General features: G+C 70.5%; 18 protein-coding genes, 1 tRNA gene and 1 pseudogene. 16 read left to right on the forward strand and 4 right to left on the reverse strand.

Features of this window, described 5'->3' with window-relative positions; all coding sequences use genetic code 11:
• Window positions 1–55 precede the first annotated feature (55 nt).
• Window positions 56–1,255, reverse strand: a complete 1,200-nt coding sequence (locus ACFYQ6_RS18230) for a sensor histidine kinase (protein ID WP_388763766.1) — start codon at window positions 1,253–1,255, stop codon at window positions 56–58.
• A gap of 202 nt (window positions 1,256–1,457) precedes the next feature.
• Between ACFYQ6_RS18230 and ACFYQ6_RS18235 the strand changes: the two genes are divergently transcribed.
• The 14 genes and pseudogenes from ACFYQ6_RS18235 (at window position 1,458) to ACFYQ6_RS18300 (ending at window position 14,632) form a co-directional block, all read left to right on the forward strand.
• Window positions 1,458–1,859 (forward strand): NADH-quinone oxidoreductase subunit A, encoded by a 402-nt coding sequence (locus ACFYQ6_RS18235; protein ID WP_033297557.1) that lies wholly within the window; start codon window positions 1,458–1,460, stop codon window positions 1,857–1,859.
• Window positions 1,850–2,482, forward strand: coding sequence for an NADH-quinone oxidoreductase subunit B family protein (locus ACFYQ6_RS18240; protein ID WP_361582971.1), 633 nt, complete (start codon window positions 1,850–1,852; stop codon window positions 2,480–2,482). The genes ACFYQ6_RS18235 and ACFYQ6_RS18240 overlap by 10 nt, the downstream gene beginning before the upstream one ends.
• Window positions 2,483–2,517: 35 nt before the next feature.
• Window positions 2,518–3,618, forward strand: a pseudogene (locus ACFYQ6_RS18245) (NADH-quinone oxidoreductase subunit C); the annotation flags it as partial.
• 599 nt (window positions 3,619–4,217) lie between these two features.
• Complete coding sequence (locus ACFYQ6_RS18250; RefSeq protein ID WP_361582965.1) at window positions 4,218–5,186, forward strand: complex I subunit 1 family protein; 969 nt, start codon at window positions 4,218–4,220, stop codon at window positions 5,184–5,186.
• A complete protein-coding gene (locus ACFYQ6_RS18255) occupies window positions 5,186–5,890 on the forward strand; it encodes a NuoI/complex I 23 kDa subunit family protein (RefSeq protein ID WP_388763769.1) in 705 nt (234 codons plus the stop codon). The genes ACFYQ6_RS18250 and ACFYQ6_RS18255 overlap by 1 nt, the downstream gene beginning before the upstream one ends.
• Window positions 5,887–6,582 (forward strand): NADH-quinone oxidoreductase subunit J, encoded by a 696-nt coding sequence (locus ACFYQ6_RS18260; RefSeq protein ID WP_388763771.1) that lies wholly within the window; start codon window positions 5,887–5,889, stop codon window positions 6,580–6,582. The genes ACFYQ6_RS18255 and ACFYQ6_RS18260 overlap by 4 nt, the downstream gene beginning before the upstream one ends.
• Entirely contained in the window at window positions 6,582–6,995 is a 414-nt protein-coding gene (nuoK, locus tag ACFYQ6_RS18265; protein ID WP_361582956.1) for an NADH-quinone oxidoreductase subunit NuoK, read from the forward strand. The genes ACFYQ6_RS18260 and nuoK overlap by 1 nt, the downstream gene beginning before the upstream one ends.
• Window positions 6,992–8,992: an NADH-quinone oxidoreductase subunit L gene (locus ACFYQ6_RS18270; protein ID WP_388763773.1), complete on the forward strand. Its 2,001-nt coding sequence runs from the start codon at window positions 6,992–6,994 to the stop codon at window positions 8,990–8,992. The genes nuoK and ACFYQ6_RS18270 overlap by 4 nt, the downstream gene beginning before the upstream one ends.
• 27 nt (window positions 8,993–9,019) lie before the next feature.
• A complete protein-coding gene (locus ACFYQ6_RS18275; protein WP_361583181.1) occupies window positions 9,020–10,570 on the forward strand; it encodes an NADH-quinone oxidoreductase subunit M in 1,551 nt (516 codons plus the stop codon).
• Complete coding sequence (locus ACFYQ6_RS18280; RefSeq protein WP_361582950.1) at window positions 10,567–12,102, forward strand: NADH-quinone oxidoreductase subunit N; 1,536 nt, start codon at window positions 10,567–10,569, stop codon at window positions 12,100–12,102. Before ACFYQ6_RS18275 ends, ACFYQ6_RS18280 begins: the two co-directional genes overlap by 4 nt.
• A gap of 239 nt (window positions 12,103–12,341) precedes the next feature.
• Window positions 12,342–12,806: a large conductance mechanosensitive channel protein MscL gene (gene mscL / locus ACFYQ6_RS18285; RefSeq protein ID WP_361582947.1), complete on the forward strand. Its 465-nt coding sequence runs from the start codon at window positions 12,342–12,344 to the stop codon at window positions 12,804–12,806.
• A gap of 219 nt (window positions 12,807–13,025) precedes the next feature.
• A complete protein-coding gene (gene htpX / locus ACFYQ6_RS18290; protein WP_361582945.1) occupies window positions 13,026–13,889 on the forward strand; it encodes a zinc metalloprotease HtpX in 864 nt (287 codons plus the stop codon).
• The gene (locus ACFYQ6_RS18295; protein ID WP_388763775.1) at window positions 13,886–14,278 is read left to right on the forward strand and encodes a YccF domain-containing protein; all 393 of its coding nucleotides are present in this window, start codon (window positions 13,886–13,888) and stop codon (window positions 14,276–14,278) included. The genes htpX and ACFYQ6_RS18295 overlap by 4 nt, the downstream gene beginning before the upstream one ends.
• Window positions 14,279–14,359: 81 nt before the next feature.
• Entirely contained in the window at window positions 14,360–14,632 is a 273-nt protein-coding gene (locus ACFYQ6_RS18300) for a GlsB/YeaQ/YmgE family stress response membrane protein (RefSeq protein WP_069172060.1), read from the forward strand.
• A 250-nt stretch (window positions 14,633–14,882) separates the two neighbouring features.
• Here the strand turns inward: ACFYQ6_RS18300 and ACFYQ6_RS18305 are convergent, their stop codons facing one another.
• On the reverse strand, window positions 14,883–15,371 hold the full coding sequence (locus tag ACFYQ6_RS18305; protein ID WP_073744205.1) for a YajQ family cyclic di-GMP-binding protein: 489 nt from the start codon (window positions 15,369–15,371) through the stop codon (window positions 14,883–14,885).
• Window positions 15,372–15,536: 165 nt separating this feature from the next.
• On the opposite strand from ACFYQ6_RS18305, the gene ACFYQ6_RS18310 reads away from it, so the two are divergent.
• Window positions 15,537–15,618 (forward strand) — tRNA-Tyr (locus ACFYQ6_RS18310).
• Window positions 15,619–15,790: 172 nt separating this feature from the next.
• Here the strand turns inward: ACFYQ6_RS18310 and ACFYQ6_RS18315 are convergent.
• Window positions 15,791–15,922, reverse strand: a complete 132-nt coding sequence (locus ACFYQ6_RS18315; RefSeq protein WP_361582941.1) for a hypothetical protein — start codon at window positions 15,920–15,922, stop codon at window positions 15,791–15,793.
• A gap of 326 nt (window positions 15,923–16,248) precedes the next feature.
• Here ACFYQ6_RS18315 and ACFYQ6_RS18320 point away from each other — a divergent pair, with 326 nt between their 5' ends.
• Complete coding sequence (locus ACFYQ6_RS18320; RefSeq protein ID WP_388763778.1) at window positions 16,249–16,545, forward strand: hypothetical protein; 297 nt, start codon at window positions 16,249–16,251, stop codon at window positions 16,543–16,545.
• 293 nt (window positions 16,546–16,838) lie between these two features.
• Here ACFYQ6_RS18320 and ACFYQ6_RS18325 read toward each other — a convergent pair whose 3' ends face one another.
• The gene (locus tag ACFYQ6_RS18325; RefSeq protein WP_388763780.1) at window positions 16,839–17,462 is read right to left on the reverse strand and encodes a hypothetical protein; all 624 of its coding nucleotides are present in this window, start codon (window positions 17,460–17,462) and stop codon (window positions 16,839–16,841) included.
• Between the last annotated feature and the right edge of the window lie 261 nt (window positions 17,463–17,723).

Below are 17,723 nucleotides of genomic sequence, written 5' to 3' on the forward strand. Positions count from 1 at the left end.
CGGCGTGCGTGGCCGTCGGGGGTCACGTGGATTCGGCGTGCTCGGTCCTCGTGGGTCATGCCGGTTCGGCGTGCTTGGCCGTCGCGGCGATGCTGTCGCGCCACGGCAGCTCCGCGGTGACGGTGGTGGGGCCGCCCTCCGGCGAGTCCACGACGAACAGCCCGTCGACCGCTCCCAGCCGCTCCGCCAGCCCCGACATGCCCGTACCGCCGTCGAGCCGGGCACCGCCGGTCCCGTCGTCCCGGACCTGGAGCATCAGCCGGTCGCCCGACCGCCACACGTCGACGGAAGCCGTCCGGGCCCGGCTGTGCTTGCTGACGTTCTGGAGCAGTTCGGAGACCGTGAAGTACGCGATGCCCTCGATGGCCTCCGCAGGGCGGCCCGTCAGTTGGACGGACACGGTCACGGGGACGGTGCAGCGGGAGGCGATGGCGGAGAGGGCGGCGTCCAGTCCCCGGTCGGTGAGGACGGCGGGGTGGATGCCGCGGGCGAGGTCGCGGAGTTCCTGGAGGGCGACCTTGACCTCTCCGTGTGCCTCGTCGACCATGCGGGCGGCGGCTTCGGGGTCGTCGGTGAGCTTCTCCTTAGCCAGACCGAGGCCCATGGCGAGGGCGACGAGGCGTGCTTGTGCGCCGTCGTGGAGGTCGCGTTCGATGCGGCGCAGGTCCGCTGCCGCGGTGTCCACGACCACGCCGCGGTCCGACTCCAGTTCGGCGATCCTGCGTTCCAGCTCGTCGGAAGGCGAGAGAAGGGCACGTGCCATCGCGCGGTCCGCGTTCGTCAGGGCGCGCGCGATGTACGGCAGCACCGGCCACAGGACGAACAGGCTCGCGAGCGTCACGGCGAACGTCGCCACGCCCCACGGCAGCCGCATGAACGAATACAGCAACGCCCTCCAGCCCACCGGGTCCTTCAGCCCCGCCCACAGCCAGGCGAAGAAGCCCCCGGTCCTGCGGCCGCGCGGCATCGGGCTGGGCTCCTCGATCCGCAACCCGAGCATCGCCCGCGCCCGTCCGCGCTCCGCCCGGCCGAGACCCCGCGCGCCCTGCAGCCCGAGGGCGAGCAGCGGCAGCCCGATCACGGTGACGGAGAGGCCGACACCCACGCCGACCAGGAACACGGTGTAGACGAACCCGGCGATCGCCATCGGCAGATTGGCCAGGAGATACGCGATCTCCTTCCAGGTCCACCGGTCGAAGGCGAAGCGCGCGGGTGGCGGCCGGTCGTCGTCCGGCACGGACGGGCTCATGGTCATACGACCAGCGTGCCGGGCGAGGCGCGCCCACGCCATGGGGTTCGTGGGTGAGGCGGAGTAGGGATAACCCCACCTCCCGCGCCGCCGCCCCCGTCCCACTCGCATCACCCGTTGTGCGAAGGGGCTGCTTACCGTCCCTTTAACAGGGCCTAGACTCCCGTGCGTACAGACCGTCGAACAGGCTAGGGAGCGAGGGGCGGACGTGGCGGACGTGCCGGGACCGACCGTTCTCGCGTCGGACTACTTCCAGAGCTACTCAGTGGTCGGACTGCTCGCCGTCGTCGGCGTGCTGTTCGTCGCCGTCGCCTTCGGGGCCGGCCGTCTGCTGAGGCCCGTGGTCCCGACGCCGGAGAAACTCCTCACGTACGAATGCGGCGTGGACCCCGTGGGGGAGGGCTGGGCCCACACCCAGGTTCGCTATTACGTGTACGCCTTCCTGTACGTGATCTTCGCCGTCGACTCGATCTTCCTGTTCCCGTGGGCGACGGTCTTCGCGGCCCCCGGATACGGTGCGACGACGCTGGTGGAGATGTTCATCTTCCTCGGTTTCCTGGCCGTGGGACTGCTCTACGCATGGAAGAAGGGCGTCCTCGAATGGGCGTGACGAGCCGGCCGAACCCCGAACCCGTGTCGCTGCCCGATCCGGCACGACTGCCCGAGCCGAAGAAGCTCGGCGTGCTGTCCCGGCTCGCGCCCGAACCGATGAAGGTGGTCCTCAACTGGGGCCGCCGCTACAGCCTCTGGGTCTTCAACTTCGGACTCGCCTGCTGCGCCATCGAGTTCATCGCCGCGTCCATGGCCCGGCACGACTTCATCCGGCTCGGCGTCATCCCGTTCGCACCAGGCCCCCGGCAGGCCGACCTGATGGTCGTCTCGGGCACGGTCACGGACAAGATGGCCCCGGCGGTGAAGCGTCTGTACGAGCAGATGCCCGAGCCGAAGTACGTCATCTCCTTCGGCGCCTGCTCCAACTGCGGCGGGCCGTACTGGGACTCGTACTCCGTGACCAAGGGCGTCGACCAGATCATCCCCGTCGACGTGTACGTGCCCGGCTGCCCGCCCCGGCCCGAGGCGCTCCTCCAGGGCATCCTCAAGCTCCAGGAGAAGATCGCCCGGGAATCGCTGGCCGAGCGGTACGGCGCACCGGACGCCGGCCGGCCCTCGACCGCCGCCCTGCGCAGCGGGCTCGTCGCCGCTCCGAAGGCGCCGGGGGAGGAGCGGGAGTGACCGCCGCCGACACCGCCGCCGACGCCTACGACCGGCTGCCCGACGCCGTCACCGACCTCTTCGGCGCCGACGCCACGGCCACGTACGCGTACGACCTGCTGACCGTCGACGTCCCCGCCGCCTCCTGGACCGCCGCCCTCGAAACGGCGCGCGACGAGCTGGGCTGCACCTACTTCGACTGGCTGAGCGCGGTCGACGAACCCGGCACCGGCTTCCGGGTCTGCGCCCATGTCGCCGCTCTCGGCGAAGGCAGGGTGCGACGCCTGCTGGTCCGCACGACCGTCCCGCACGAAGCCCCCGTCCTGCCCAGCGCCGTCGGCGTCTACGCGGGGGCGGCGTGGCACGAACGCGAGACGCACGAGATGTTCGGCGTCGGCTTCGAGGGCCACCCCCACCTGGTGCCTCTGCTGCTGCCGGAGAGCTTTGAGGGGCACCCGCTGCGCAAGGACTTCGTCCTGGCGGCACGGGTCGCCAAGGCCTGGCCTGGCGCGAAGGAGCCGGGCGAGTCCGAGCACGGCGGGCCCAAGCGGCGCACGATGCTGCCGCCGGGTGTGCCCGACCCGAACGAGTGGGGCCCGCTCAAGGGGCAGCTTCCGCCCGCTCCGGCACGGCCCGCCCGGGGAGCGCGCGCGGCGGGCGACCGTCCGGCGCGCCGGACCCGCAGCGTGAGCGAGGGCTCGGCCGCACAGCGGCCCGCCGCCGCTCCGGACGCCTCGGGTGCGTCGGGCGCAGGTGCGGGCGCCTCGGGTCCGGGGGCGGGTTCGGGTGTGGACGCCTCGGGTGCGGGTGCGGGTGCCGGTGCGTCGGGCGCAGGTGCGATGGGTTCGGGTGCGGGCGCAGGTGCGACGGGCGCCGCGGAGACCGCTGAGGCGGTGGAGACGCCCCGGACGGCACCGCCGCGCCGTAACCGCAGCGCATCCCAGGGCTCAGCGAGCCAGACCCCGGGCCCGACGGCCCCGGCAGGCACGGACGCCGGGGTGAGCGGGACGGGCACGGACGCCGCGAGGAACGGGACGGGCGCGGACGCCGGGAGCGGAACCGGTGCGGCGCGCGCGAGGAGGGCGGCCGGCAGCACGGACGCCCCATGGCACGATCCCCGCCCCGCATTCGAGCCCCCGGCTGGTCAGACCGAGAAGCAGCCGCCGCGGAAGTCCGAGGCGGGAGCGGAGGCTGAGAACCTTCAGCGGCCGCCGGAGGCCGAGCCTGCCCCGAAGCCGGAGGGCACGTCGAGGGCCGAGGGCACGGGAACGGCCCCACGGGAGCCCAAACCGGCCCCGAAGCCGGAGGCCGAGAATCTTCAGCCGCCGCCGGAGGCCGAGCCTGCCCCGAAGCCGGAGGGCACGTCGAGGGCCGAGGGCACGGAAACGGCCCCACGGGAGCCCAAACCGGCCCCGAAGCCGGAGGCCGAGCCGAAGACCGAGGGCTCAGGCGGCCCTGACGGCGGGACCGGCGGCACCCAGGAGACCGCCGGGACCGTCGGCACGGACGGGACTGCCCGGACGGATGAGACCGCCCGGACTGCCCGGACGGATGAGACCGCCGGGACGGACGGTGCCGACGCCGCCGAGAAGCCCGCGCGCCCCGAAAGCCCGACCGGCCCCGAGCGTCCGGCCGGGCCTGCCGACACCGAGCGTCCGGCCGGGCCTGCCGACACCGAGCGTCCGGCCGGGCCTGCCGACACCGAGCACCCCGCAGACACCGAACACCCCGACCGTGCCACCGGAGGCGATACCGCGTGAACGACGTACTCGACGTCGCCCTCCGCCTCGTCATCGTCTTTGCCGTGTTCATGGTCGTCCCGCTGATCGTGGGACAGGCCGAGCACAAGGTGATGGCCCACATGCAGGGCCGACTCGGCCCCATGTACGCGGGTGGCTTCCACGGCTGGGCCCAGCTCGTCGCGGACGGGGTGAAGTTCGCGCAGAAGGAGGACGTCGTCCCGGCCGACGCGGACCGCCGTATCTTCCAACTGGCCCCCGCCGTCGCCTTGCTCCCGTACCTCCTCGTGATCGTCGCCATCCCCATCGGCCCCGGTGAAGGGGCCGTGGGGCAGGTCGTCGACGCGGGCATCTTCTTCGTGCTCGCCGTCATGGGGGTCGGCGTGCTCGGCTCGCTGATGGCGGGCTGGGCATCGGCCAACAAGTTCTCGCTGCTGGGCGGCCTCCGCACCGCCGCGCAGCTGCTCGCCTACGAACTGCCGATGCTGCTCGCCGCCGCCTCCGTGGCGATGGCGGCCGGCACCGTCTCGTTGCCCGGCATCCTCGACGCGTTCGAGTGGTGGTGGCTGCCCTGGCAGATCGTCGGCGCCCTGGTCTTCTTCGTGGCGGGGCTCGCCGAACTGCAGCGCCCGCCCTTCGACATGCCGGTGGCCGACTCGGAGATCATCTTCGGTGCGTACACCGAGTACACGGGTCTCCGCTTCGCCCTGTTCCTGCTCGCCGAGTACGCCGGGATCGTCGTCCTGTGCGGTCTCACGACCGTCCTCTTCCTCGGCGGTTGGCACGGCCCGCTGGGTGCGGACGGGCTCGGCTGGGTCTGGACCCTGTTGAAGACCGCCGTCCTCGCCTTCGTCGTCATCTGGCTGAGGGTCACCTACCCCCGTCTGCGCGAGGACCAACTGCAGAAGCTCGCCTGGACCACGCTCATCCCCCTCGCTCTCGCGCAGATCGCGCTCACCGGCATCGTGAAGGTGGCGATCAACTAGTGCCCCCGATCCCCGGATCAGGCCTGGCCAAGGGCCTCGCCGTCACCCTGCGGACCATGACGAAGCGCACGGTCACCGCGCAGTACCCCGACGTCCAGCCCGAACTGCCGCCCCGTACCCGCGGGGTCATCGGGCTGTTCGAGGAGAACTGCACGGTCTGCATGCTGTGCGCCCGCGAGTGCCCCGACTGGTGCATCTACATCGACTCCCACAAGGAGACGGTGCCCCCGGCCGCCCCCGGAGGCCGTGAGCGCAGCCGCAACGTGCTCGACCGCTTCGCCATCGACTTCGCCCTCTGCATGTACTGCGGTATCTGCATCGAGGTGTGTCCTTTCGACGCGCTCTTCTGGTCGCCCGAGTTCGAGTACGCGGAGACGGACATCCACGAACTCACCCACGAGCGCGACAAGCTCCGCGAGTGGATGTGGACCGTCCCCGAGCCGCCCGCGCTGGATCCGGGAGCCGAGGAGCCCAAGGAGATCGCCGCGGCCCGCAAGACGGCCGACAAGCTCCAAGCCCAGGAAGCCCAGGAAGCCCAGGAAGCCCAGGAAGCCCAGGAAGCCCAGGAGGCCCGGCAGGCCCAGGCGACATCCGAAGCCCAGCAGGCGCAGGAGTCCCCCGAAGCCCAGCAGACGCAGGAGTCCCAGCAGGGCCGGGCGGCGGAACAGCCAGGCCGGACGGAAGAACAGGAGGGGCAGGAGTGAGCCTCGCGGCCACCGCCGGACACCCCGGCTTCCTCTCTCCGACCGGCGTCGAGATCGCCTTTCTCCTCGTGGGTCTCGCCACCTTCGGAGCGGCCCTCGTCACCGTCACGACCAAGCAGCTCGTGCACGCGGCCCTCTGGCTCGTCGTCGCGCTCGGCGGTATCGCCGTGGAGTACCTCCTCCTCACGGCCGAGTTCATCGCGTGGGTGCAGGTCCTCATCTACGTCGGTTCCGTCGTCGTCCTCCTCCTCTTCGGCCTGATGCTCACCAGAGCTCCCATCGGCCGTTCCCCGGACGCCGACACCGGCAACCGGTGGATAGCGCTCGCGGCCTCCCTCGCCGCTGCCGGGGCTCTCGTCTGGGTCGTCGTGGACGCCTTCCGTACGACCTGGATCGACCTGGACGGACCCGCCCAGGGCTCCACCAAGGCTTCCGGCGAATTCCTCTTCAGGCACTGGGTCCTGCCCTTCGAAGCTCTCTCCGTCCTGCTGCTCGCCGCCCTCGTGGGCGCGATCGTCCTCTCCCGCAAGAACCGGCAGGACGGCGCCGCGGACCGGTCGCACGGCCGGGTGCCAAGGCCGGGTGCCCCGGCATCCCGGCCCGGCGTCCGAGCGGACCGGCCCGCCGCCGGAACGAGCCGGCCCGTCGCGGGAGCGGACCGGCCCGTCGCGAACCGGGAGGACAAGAGCTGATGCACCTCGCCTATCCCGCCGTCCTGGCCGTCCTCCTCTTCTGCACCGGGCTCTACGGGGTGCTCGCCCGCCGCAACGCGATCCTCGTCCTGATGTCCGTCGAGCTCATGCTCAACGCCGTCAACCTCAACCTGGTCGCCTTCGACGTCTGGCTCCGCGACGCCCTGCACTCCGGCCAGGCCCTCACCCTCTTCACGATCGCCATCGCCGCGGCCGAGATCGGCATCGGTCTCGCGATTGTCCTGGCCGTCTACCGCAACCGCGGCAGCTCGGACGTCGACCGCCTCCGCGACACCGCGGAGACCGACGCCGCCGAGACCCTCCCCGACGACGGGGACGCGGACGGCGACATCACCGCAGACCAGGCCACTGCTCCGGCAGGGAAGGCAAAGAAGGCAGAGGCCACCGCGTGACCACCACGACCCTCGCCGTTCTCGTCCCCCTCCTCCCCTTCCTGGGCGCCGCGGCAGGACTTCTCCTGGGCCGGACCGCGCCCGGCTTCGTCCGCCCCCTCGCCGTGCTTCCCACCCTCGCCGCAGCGGCGCTCGCAGTGGTCGTCGCCGCACGCCAGGGCGGTGGGTCCGCCATCGACGCCGCGACGGAACTCACCCCGACCGGTTCGGTGCCGATCGACCTGGCCCTGCACCTGGACGGCTTCGCCGTACTCGTCGCCGTACTCGTGGGGCTCGTCGCCACCTGCGTACAGATCTACTCGACGGCGTACCTCAAGGACGACGTCCGCTACCCCTCGTACGCGGCCCTCGTCTCCCTCTTCACCTCCGCGATGCTGCTCGTCGTCTACTCCGGCGACCTGATGGTGCTCCTGGTCGGCTGGGAGATCATGGGCATCTGCTCGTACTTCCTGGTGGGCCACTACTGGGAGACCCCCGAGGCCCGCAGCGCCTCGCTCAAGGCATTCCTCGTCACCAAGCTCGGTGACGTCCCCTTCCTCATCGGTCTGTTCGCCCTCGCCGCGGACACCGGCACCTTCCGCATCACCGGGGTCCTGGCCGCAGTCCGTAACGGCGGACTCGACCACCCCACCCTCATCGCGCTGCTGCTCCTCGCCGGTGTCGCCGGCAAGTCCGCGCAGTTCCCGCTGCACACCTGGCTGCCCGACGCGATGGCAGGCCCCACACCCGTCTCGGCGCTCATCCACGCCGCGACGATGGTCGCCGCCGGCATCTACTTCGTGGCCCGGCTCCTCCCCGTCTTCGCCGCCTCGGGCGCGGCCCTCGTCGTCCTCGCCGTGATGGCCGCCGTCACGATGATCGGATCCGGGCTCGCCGCACTCGCGCAGGACGACATCAAGCGCGTCCTCGCCTACTCGACGATCGGCCAGCTCGGCTACATGTCCGGCGCCTTGGCCGTCGGCGACCGCGGCGCCGCCGTCTTCCACCTCATCTCACACGGTGCGTTCAAAGCCGTCCTCTTCCTCGCGGCCGGCGTCGTCATCCATGCGGCAGGCACCAACTCACTGGCCGCCATGTCCCGCATGGGCAACCTGACCAAGCGCATCCCCGACGCCTACTGGACGATGACCGTCGCGCTCCTCGCGCTGGCCGCCATCCCTCCGTTCGCCGGCTTCTTCTCCAAGGAAGCCGTCCTCGTCGCCGCCGAGCACACCGCTCTCGGAGACCGCGACGTCGCTCCCGCCGCTGCGGGCTGGACGATCCTCGTCGCGGGTCTCGCCGCGGCGGTCCTCACCGCCGCCTATGCCACCCGGCTGTGGCTCCTCGCCTTCCGCGGGCGCGGCCCCGAGGCCCCCGACCACGGCAAGCAGCCCATCGCGATGACCTCGGTCCTCTGGGTCCTCGCCGTCCCGACGATCGCCTTCGGTCTCGCCGCCGGCACCCTCACCGACTGGTTCGACGGCCACAGCCTCACCCCCTCCCTCACGACGGCTGTCCTCTCCACCGGCGTCGGACTCGTCGGCGGACTCGTCACCTACGGGACCTGGCGCCACACCACCGCGCTCGCCGACCGCCCCCCGGTCGGCGCGGTCGCCGCCCACCCCGACGCCGAACCCGCCCTCGTGGAGGTCGAGGCGATCACCTCGCACATCGCGGCGTACGGCACCATCGCGGGCGCCCCGGACCCGTCCGACCCCGGGCGGCTGCTGCTCGGCCCCATCCACCGCCACGCGGTCAGCGGCTTCCACCTGGACGCCCTGTACACGGTGCTCTTCGTGCGCCCCGTCGGAGCCGCTGCCCGGCTCGTCCGCTTCCTGGACCGCGAAGTCGTCGACACCTACGTACGCGGCGCGGGCAGCATCACCCGCGGACTCGGCACCGCCGTCCGCCGCGCCCAGACCGGCAACGTGCAGACCTACCTCGGGGCGCTGCTCGCCGGAACCCTTGTCCTGGCGATCGCCGCCGTCGTCTTTGCCAACGTCTACGCCGGGGCGTGAGCCGTGTTCGATATCAGCGCATCCGTGATGCAGTTCCTTCTGGCGTTCATCGTCGTGGCCCCGCTCCTCGGCGCCGTCGCCGCGCTCCTGCCCGCCCCGCCCGGGCTCAGGGGCAGGAACCCCGACCAGGCCGTGGTCCGCCACGGCGTGACCGTCACCGGTGCCGTCCTTGCCGCCGCGCTCGTCCTGGCCGCGGGATTCGACCACGACCACCCGTCGAAGATGCAGGCCACCACGGACATCAGCTGGATCCCCGCACTCGACGTGCGGATCCACCTCGGTACCGACGGCATCTCGCTCCCCCTCCTCGTGCTGACCGCGCTGCTGACCTTCCTCTGCGCGCTCTACAGCTACTTCAAGCTCCCCGCAGGCCCCTCCCCGAAGGCCTTCGTCGCTCTCGTGCTCGTCCTCGAGTCCGGCACCCTCGCGACCTTCGCCGTCCTCGACCTGCTGCTCTTCTTCCTGGCCTTCGAGATGGTCCTCATCCCGATGTACTTCCTCATCGCCCGCTGGGGCGGCGACCGGAAGCAGCCCGCCGCCTGGAAGTTCATCCTCTACACACTGCTCGGTTCCGTGATCATGCTGCTGGGGCTGCTCCTCATCGGACTGAAGAGCGGCACCTTCGACATGGTGGCACTCGCCACTGACAACGGCCGGGGCCTGACCACGTCCGTGCAGGTCATCGCGGTTCTCGCCATCGGGATCGGCCTCGCCGTGAAGACCCCGATGTGGCCCCTGCACAGCTGGCTGCCCGACGCCCACACCGCGGCCCCCACCGTCGGCTCGGTCCTCCTCGCCGGCGTCATGCTGAAGATGGGCACGTACGGATTCGTCCGTATCCTGCTCCCCGTCACCCCGGACGGCATGCGGACCTTCGCGCCGTACCTCGCGGCGTTCGCGGTCGTCGGGATCATCTACGGTTCACTCGCCTGCCTCGCCCTCGCCCGCCCCGGCGCCAAGGGCGACCTCAAGCGCCTGATCGCCTACTCCTCCGTGGGCCACATGGGCTTCGTCCTCCTCGGCATCGCGACCATGACCCCCACCGGCGTGAACGGCGCGCTGTTCGCCAACATCGCCCACGGCCTCATCACCGGCCTGCTGTTCTTCCTGGTCGGTGCGGTCAAGGAGCGCTACGGCACGGCCGACCTCGACACCCTGTCAGGCGCCACCGGAGCCGCCCTCTACGGCCGCGCACCCAGGCTCGGGGGCCTCCTCGCCTTCGCCGCGGTCGCCTCGCTCGGACTCCCCGGCCTCGCCGGGTTCTGGGGCGAGATGCTCACCCTGTTCGGCGCGTTCGACCCCGCCGAAGGCCTCAGCCGCCCCGCCTTCCTCACCTTCATGTCCGTCGGCGCCCTCGGAACCCTGCTCACCGCCGCGTACATGCTGATCGTCGTACGCCGCGTCTGCATGGGCGAGCACCGGGAGGAGTCCCAGGCGGTCGCCGACATCCAGCGCTACGAGTTCGCCGCCTGGACCCCGCTCGCCGCCCTGACCGTCCTCGCCGGACTCTGGCCCGCCGTCCTCCTCGGCCTCACCGACCCGGCCGTGCAGAAGCTCCTCGCAGGAGGCAAGTCGTGACCGTGGCAGCCGACAGCGCAACCGGGGCGGCGAGCCTCGTCCAGTCCGTCGACTGGCTCGCGATCGCACCCCCCGTCATCACCGCGTCCGTGGCCCTGCTCGTCCTCGTCGCGGACCTCTTCGTCGGCGAACGGCACAAGCCGCTGCTCGGCTACGGAGCCGTCGCCGGGCTGGTCGCCGCACTCGCCCTGCTCGTCCCGCTGCGCGCCGGGGACCGCTCGACCTTCTGCCTCACCGGCGGTACCCAGGCCTGCAGCTACACCGCGGACCACTTCGCCCTCGTCATCCAGGCCCTCGTGCTCGGCGGCGCCCTGCTCACCGCGCTGCTCTCGATCGGCGACACACGCAAGCTCCCGGCGGGCGAGTTCTGGTTCCTGCTGCTGTCCTCCGCGGCCGGCGCGGCACTCCTGCCCGCCTCCAGGGACCTCGCGACCCTCGTCGTCGCCCTGGAGGTCGCCTCGCTCCCCGCGTTCGCCCTCGTCGGCATCAAGCGCGGCGACCGGCGCTCCTCCGAAGCGGCCCTGAAGTTCTTCCTCTCCTCGGTCGTCGCCACCGCCGTCATGCTCCTCGGCGTCAGCTTCGTCTACGCCGCCACCGGCACCATGCACCTCACGGAGATCGCCGCACGCCTGGACGAGGTGCCCGGGCAGCTGGAGACCCTGGCCGAGGCCGGCGTCGTCCTCACACTCGTCGGCTTCGCCTTCAAGACGGCCGCCGCGCCGTTCCACTTCTGGGTTCCCGACACCTACGTGGGCGCCCCGCTGCCCATCGCCGCCTACCTCTCGGTCGTCGGCAAGGCGGTCGGCTTCTCCGGGCTCGTCCTCGTCACGGTGATCGGCTTCCCGGCCTACGCCGACGTCTGGGGCCCGGCCCTGGCCGTCCTCGCCGCGCTCACCATGACCATCGGCAACGTCGCCGCACTCCGGCAGAACGCCACCCGGGCCCGCAGCGCGGTACGCCTCCTCGCCTGGTCGTCCGTCGGCCAGGCCGGCTACCTCCTCGTGCCGATCGCCGCCGCCGCGTACTCGGGCGACGAGCAGATCGGCTCCACCGTCGCCTACGCCCTGATGTACGCCGTGGTGAACCTGGGGGCCTTCGCGGTCGCGGCCGTCGTCGCCCGCAGCCACCCCGGCAACCGGCTCAGCGACTACCAGGGCCTGTACGCGACCCGGCCCCTGGCCGCGCTCGCCCTGGGCTTCTTCCTGCTGTGCCTGGCCGGCCTGCCGCCCGGCATCATCGGCCTCTTCGCCAAGGTCACGGTCTTCTCCGCCGCCGTGGACGCAGGGCTCGGCTGGCTCGCCGTCGTCATGGCCGTCAACGTCGTGATCGCTCTGTACTACTACCTTCGGTGGACCGCGGCGCTGTTCAGGGCGCCCACGGAGGCCCCGGCCCCGGATGAGGCGTCCGTCCCGCACCAGCACCGGGTCCCCGCCCCTCTCACCTTGGCGATCGTTCTGACGGCGGTAACCGGAATCACACTCTCCGGGGCGCCCCAGCTCATCCTTCGCTTCGCCGCCGTCAGCCTCTTCTGACCCGCTTCGACCGGCTTGCCCGTGGACCCGTCCACAGGGCATGGTCTTGCGTGCACGCGTCACCCGGGCAGAGCACACGAACCGCCCGGGCGACCGGGCAGAGCACACGAACTGCCCGGGCGACGGGCAGAGCACACGAACAAGCCCGGGCGACCGGGCACGCATGCCGGGCGAGCGGCCGGCGAAGGCGCAGGGCACGCACGACGAGCACACAAGAAGAGCACAGAGGAGCCAGAGCGGTGCTGAACGGGTTCAAGGACTTCATCCTTCGCGGGAACGTCATCTCCATGGCCATCGGCCTCGCCGTGGGGGCCGCCTTCACCGCCGTGGTCACCGGCTTCAGCAACGCGTTCATCGTGCCGCTGATCGGCCTCTTCACCCGTGGCACGGGTGACTTCAGCAAGGCCGCCTACACCGTCGACGGCGTGAAGTTCCCCTACGGCCTGTTCGTCAGCGCCGCCATCGCCTTCCTCATCACCGCCGCGGTCCTCTACTTCCTGGTCGTCCTTCCCATGGCGAAGGTCCAGAACCGTTTCACCGCCAAGGAAGAGGAGAAGCAGGCCGACATCAAGGCCGCCCTCCGTGACTGCCCGCGCTGCTTCACCGAGATCCCCGCGATCGCCACCCGCTGCGGCCACTGCACCAGCGAGGTCGAGCCGGACGCCGAGGCCCGCGCGCTCGCCGGCCTCCCCGCCCCGCGCTGACCCACCGCCGCAGGGCCCGGAACGGTCCGCGCGGCCAGACCCACCCGTACGGCCCAGGGGCGGATCCGACCGGATCCGCCCCTGCCGCCTGTGCCCCCGGCCTCCTCGCACAAGGGAACTAGCTCCCCTCGCCTCGCGTTGACCAGAACGGGAGGCTCCACTGGAAGTGGAGCACCACAGAGCAAGGGTTCCCCTGCTGCACCACTTGGAGGGCGTACCGTGCACCGCCGGCACAACGGGCTGAAAACCGCTGTACTCCTCGGGGGCCTCTCGGCCCTCATCATCGTCATCGGCAGCTTCTTCGGGCGTACAGGCCTGATCGTGGCCCTGTTCGTCGCGCTCGCCACCAACGCCTACGCGTACTGGAACAGCGACAAGCTCGCCCTGCGTGCGATGAGGGCCCGTCCCGTCAGCGAATTCGAGGCCCCGCAGCTCTACCGCATCGTGCGCGAGCTCTCGACCGCCGCCCGCCAGCCCATGCCACGGCTCTACATCTCCCCGACGCAGGCCCCCAACGCGTTCGCCACCGGACGCAACCCGCGCAACGCCGCCGTGTGCTGCACCGAGGGCATCCTCCAGCTCCTGGACGAGCGCGAACTTCGCGGTGTACTCGGCCACGAGCTCAGCCACGTGTACAACCGCGACATCCTCATCTCGTCCGTCGCGGGCGCCCTGGCCTCCGTCGTCATGTTCCTGGTGAACTTCGCCTGGCTCATCCCCGTGGGACGCTCCGACGACGACGACGGCCCCGGCCTTCTCGGGATGCTGCTGGTCATGATCCTCGGCCCCCTCGCCGCCTCGGTGATCCAGCTGGCCGTCAGCCGTTCCCGGGAGTACGAGGCCGACGCCTCCGGAGCGCAGCTCACCGGGGACCCGCTCGCGCTCGCAGGCGCCCTGCGCAAGCTCGACGCGGGCACCAAACAGCTTCCCCTCCCGCCCGAGCCACGGCTGGAAACCGCGAGTCACATGATGATCGCGAACCCGTTCCGGCCCGGCCAGGGCATGTCCAAGATGTTCTCCACCCACCCGCCCATGGCTGAACGCATCGCCAGGCTCGAGCAGATGGCAGGGTATCGACCGTGAAGACAATCCTGAACGTCATATGGCTGGTCCTGTGCGGACTCTGGATGTTCCTCGGCTACATGGCCGCAGGGCTCCTGCTCTGCATCACGATCATCGGCATCCCCTTCGGCGTGGCCGCGTTCCGCATAGGTGTCTACGCCCTCTGGCCCTTCGGCTACACGGTCGTCGACCGTCACGACGCCGGCGGCGGCTCCCTCATCGGCAACGTCCTGTGGGTGATCCTGGCCGGCTGGTGGCTCGCGCTGGGCCACATCTGCACCGGCATCGCCCTGTGCGTCACGATCATCGGGATCCCGCTGGGCATCGCGAACTTCAAGCTCATCCCGGTCTCACTGATGCCGTTCGGCAAGGAGATCGTCCGCACCGACCAGCCGTTCGCCACCCGCTAGACCTGCGGCCCGCTCAGGCAACCGCACCCCGCCTCAGGGCGTCCTGGCTTGTAAGGACAACTGACGGGTAGGTTCGCCGACATGAGCATCATCAGCTGGATCATTCTCGGACTGCTAGCCGGCGCGATAGCCAAACTGCTGCTGCCCGGCCGCGACCCCGGCGGCATCGTCGGCACCACGCTCATCGGCATCGTGGGCGCGTTCCTGGGTGGCTGGCTGTCGTCCCGCTTCCTCGACCGCCCCATCAGCACGGACTTCTACGACACGGCCACCTGGGTCGCCGCCATCGCCGGATCCCTGGTCCTGCTCATCGCCTACCGGCTGCTCTTCGGCCACTCCCGCGACCGCCGCTGATCGCGACCGCCGCGACCGCCGCTGATCGCGACCGCCGCGACTGCCGCTGATCGCGAGCGCGACGACGGGGAGTGCCGCTGATCGCGACTGCCACTCCCGACTGCCGCTGACAGCGACCACCCCGACGGGACCGCTGAGGGCACCGCACCGCCCGGCCCGGTCCGGCCCTCCGCACATGGCAACGGGGCGGGCCATGCCGACCGGCACGCCCCGCCCCGCCTGCGACCCGCTGCACACGGCAGCGGACCGCCTACCGGTAGTTGGCGAACTGCACCGCGAAGTCGAGGTCCTTGCCCTTGATCAGCGCCTGCACCGCCTGGAGGTCGTCACGGCTCTTGGAGCTGACGCGCAGCTCGTCGCCCTGGACCTGCGCCTTGACGCCCTTCGGGCCCTCGTCGCGAATGATCTTCGCCACCTTCTTGGCGTTCTCCTGGGAGATGCCCTCCTCGATCGTGGCGAAGATCTTGTACTCCTTGCCGGAAAGCTGCGGCTCACCCGCGTCCAGCGACTTCAGGGAGATCCCGCGCTTGATCAGCTTGGACTGGAAGATGTCGAGGATCGCCTTGACCCGCTCCTCGCCGTTCGCCTCCATCAGGATCTTCTCGCCGGACCAGGAGATCGACGCGCCCGTGCCCTTGAAGTCGTAGCGCTGGGAGATCTCCTTGGCGGCCTGGTTGAGGGCGTTGTCGACCTCCTGCCGCTCGACCTTCGAGACGATGTCGAAACTGGAGTCGGCCATGACGTGTGGCTCCTTGCGTCGTATGCGTTGGGGTACGGCACAAAGCCTAGCCACCCCTGCCCGCCCCGGGCGCTGATCAACCAGGTGGCGGAGCACCCCTGGGCATCAGGTATCGTTTACGTCGTCGCCAAGGAGCCCCTCGCCGGGATCCGAGGCGCCGTTCCAGGCGGTGTGCCCGAGTGGCCAAAGGGAGCAGACTGTAAATCTGCCGGCTCAGCCTACCCAGGTTCGAACCCTGGCGCCGCCACAGGACGGGAAACCCCGTCCGACCTGCTTAAACACCAGGTCGGGCGGGGTTTCTGCGTATGTGCAAGTGTCGCTGCGGAGCGCGCCGACAAGCCCCCGCATCCCACGTTGTCTCACCTGAATCCCACCCCTGATCAGGGTGTGTCCCCCCAGCCGTCCCCCGGGGCACCGGGTCACCCCGGCTCGTTCCACTCCGGCAGCGCTGCGTCGATCCGGTCCTTGGCCCGCTGCTGGGTCTGTGCGAGCACCTTCGTGTAGACCGGGCAGAGCACGGCGATCGTGTGGCCAGCCTGCCGGGCGCGCACTTTGTGAGGTCCGCTCCGGAGCCGAGCCAGATGGGCTCTTCAGCCCGGTTGCCCCTCTTCGGTACAGACAGGAGCTGGGTGGGCCGCTCTAGGTCTTGGGTATGTCCAGGTCCACTACGACCAGCCCGAGTCGGTGGCTTGCCACCATGCCGCAGGGGGTACACCGCCCAGCTGCAGGCGGCGGCATCGAGTGCTGCGGGCAGCAGTGCAGAACGTCCTTCATGGGTCATGCCGGATGCTCCAGTGCTCCAACCGGGCGCTGGACGAGGGCGGCCGTGTTTTTGGAGAGACGGCCGCCCCTGGCCTTTTCTGGCGAGGGGGAGCTGATGATCGAGATCACCCAGCGGTTGCAGAGGCGGATACGCCGAGACTTTCCCGACGCGGAAGTTGCCAAGGATGTCGAAAGCTCTCTGCGTCTCATGGTCTGGAAGTTGGGTCCGGACGGGATGACGGGCGTGGGCCACGAGCGTCTGATGGCTGCGGCGGTGATCCACGCGCGCGGGGATGTCCGCCGGCTGAGGGATACCGTGAGCCTCGAGCAACTCGACTGGCGTGACCTACTCGTTGCGACCTACCTCGCGGACAGTGATTTTCCGCAGTATCTCGATCAGGAACTGCCGTAGCCGACACAGGCGTTGCCGGTTACTTGTGGAAGCGGTTGGGTGGTTTTGGTCGCACCAGCCCTCGGGTGAGCGGCACGACCAACCCCCGGGGTCGTGGTGGTTGCTGGTGCCGTTGGCCTTGCCGAACATCCCGGACGCGCTCATGTTCTGCTTGAGGTGCGTCGTGCCTCGGCCTCGGCCTCGGCCTCGGCGCGGCCGAGCCGGAGCAGGGCGGGCACGCCCACGGCTGCGGCCGCGACGAAGGCAACGCAGAAACCGCAGGTCGGGCGGGGTTGCTGCGGGAGAGTGGTCCGTCAGCCGTCGAACCAGACGACCAGGCGGACCCCTTCGTCACCGTGCAGGTTCGCCAGCGTGCGCATGACCGACCAGACGGCGCCCCATTCGCTGTCGGGTACGGCGTCCTTCCGCCGCAGGCGGCCGACGCGGAAGAGTCGGTCGCCGTCCGGCCACTCGGTGTTCTCCGGGTAGGCCGTGCCTGCCCAGTAGAGCCGCTGGGCATCGGTGAAGCCCGAGAGTTCGGCAAAGCGGGTGAGGTCGGTGTTCCGTCCGTGCATCTTCCAGCTGCCGTCAGTGCTCCGGCGGTATTCGTGAATGCAGCTGTCGACCTCGTTTGCGACGTCGTCCCAGTCGGCGGCTGCGAGTTCCGCCCAGGAGATCCAGGACTCCCCGTGGAGCTCATCGCTCCAGGGCTCGAAGTCGGCGCGGACCTCTTTCGACACGTCAGGGGGGAGGCCGCGGTGATCGGCGAGCGGGCGGAACGAGGTGGTGTCTCGGACACCGAACAGGGATCCGAAGGCCGTGTAGTCACGACCGTTGTACAGGTGCGTGAGGTCGATGGCCTGGAACCACACGCGATCGTCCTCGTCCAGCCAGCGATCCCAGCGGCACTCGATGAAGCCGTGAATGTCTGTGCCCATGTCCGGCATTGTTCTCCGCCGGCGCGGGGCAGAGCCATGTGTTTTACCGGCCCGGTGGTTTCCGGCGGGCCCTCCCGCCTGGTGGTTTACCGGCGGGCCCTCCCGCCTGGCGGGCCGACCGACGTGACCACGCAAGTGCTGCGGCGCGCTGTGTGAGCGCCCTGCCCCGATCCGACCCGGTCGTGACGCTGGTTCCCCACAGGCAGTCCGAGGAGCGCCGTGAACAGGGGCAAGCCGTTGCCCGTCGATCCGGACGCGGCG

Origin of the sequence: Streptomyces sp. NPDC005494 (assembly GCF_042872025.1) — a bacterium.
GTDB lineage: Bacteria > Actinomycetota > Actinomycetes > Streptomycetales > Streptomycetaceae > Streptomyces.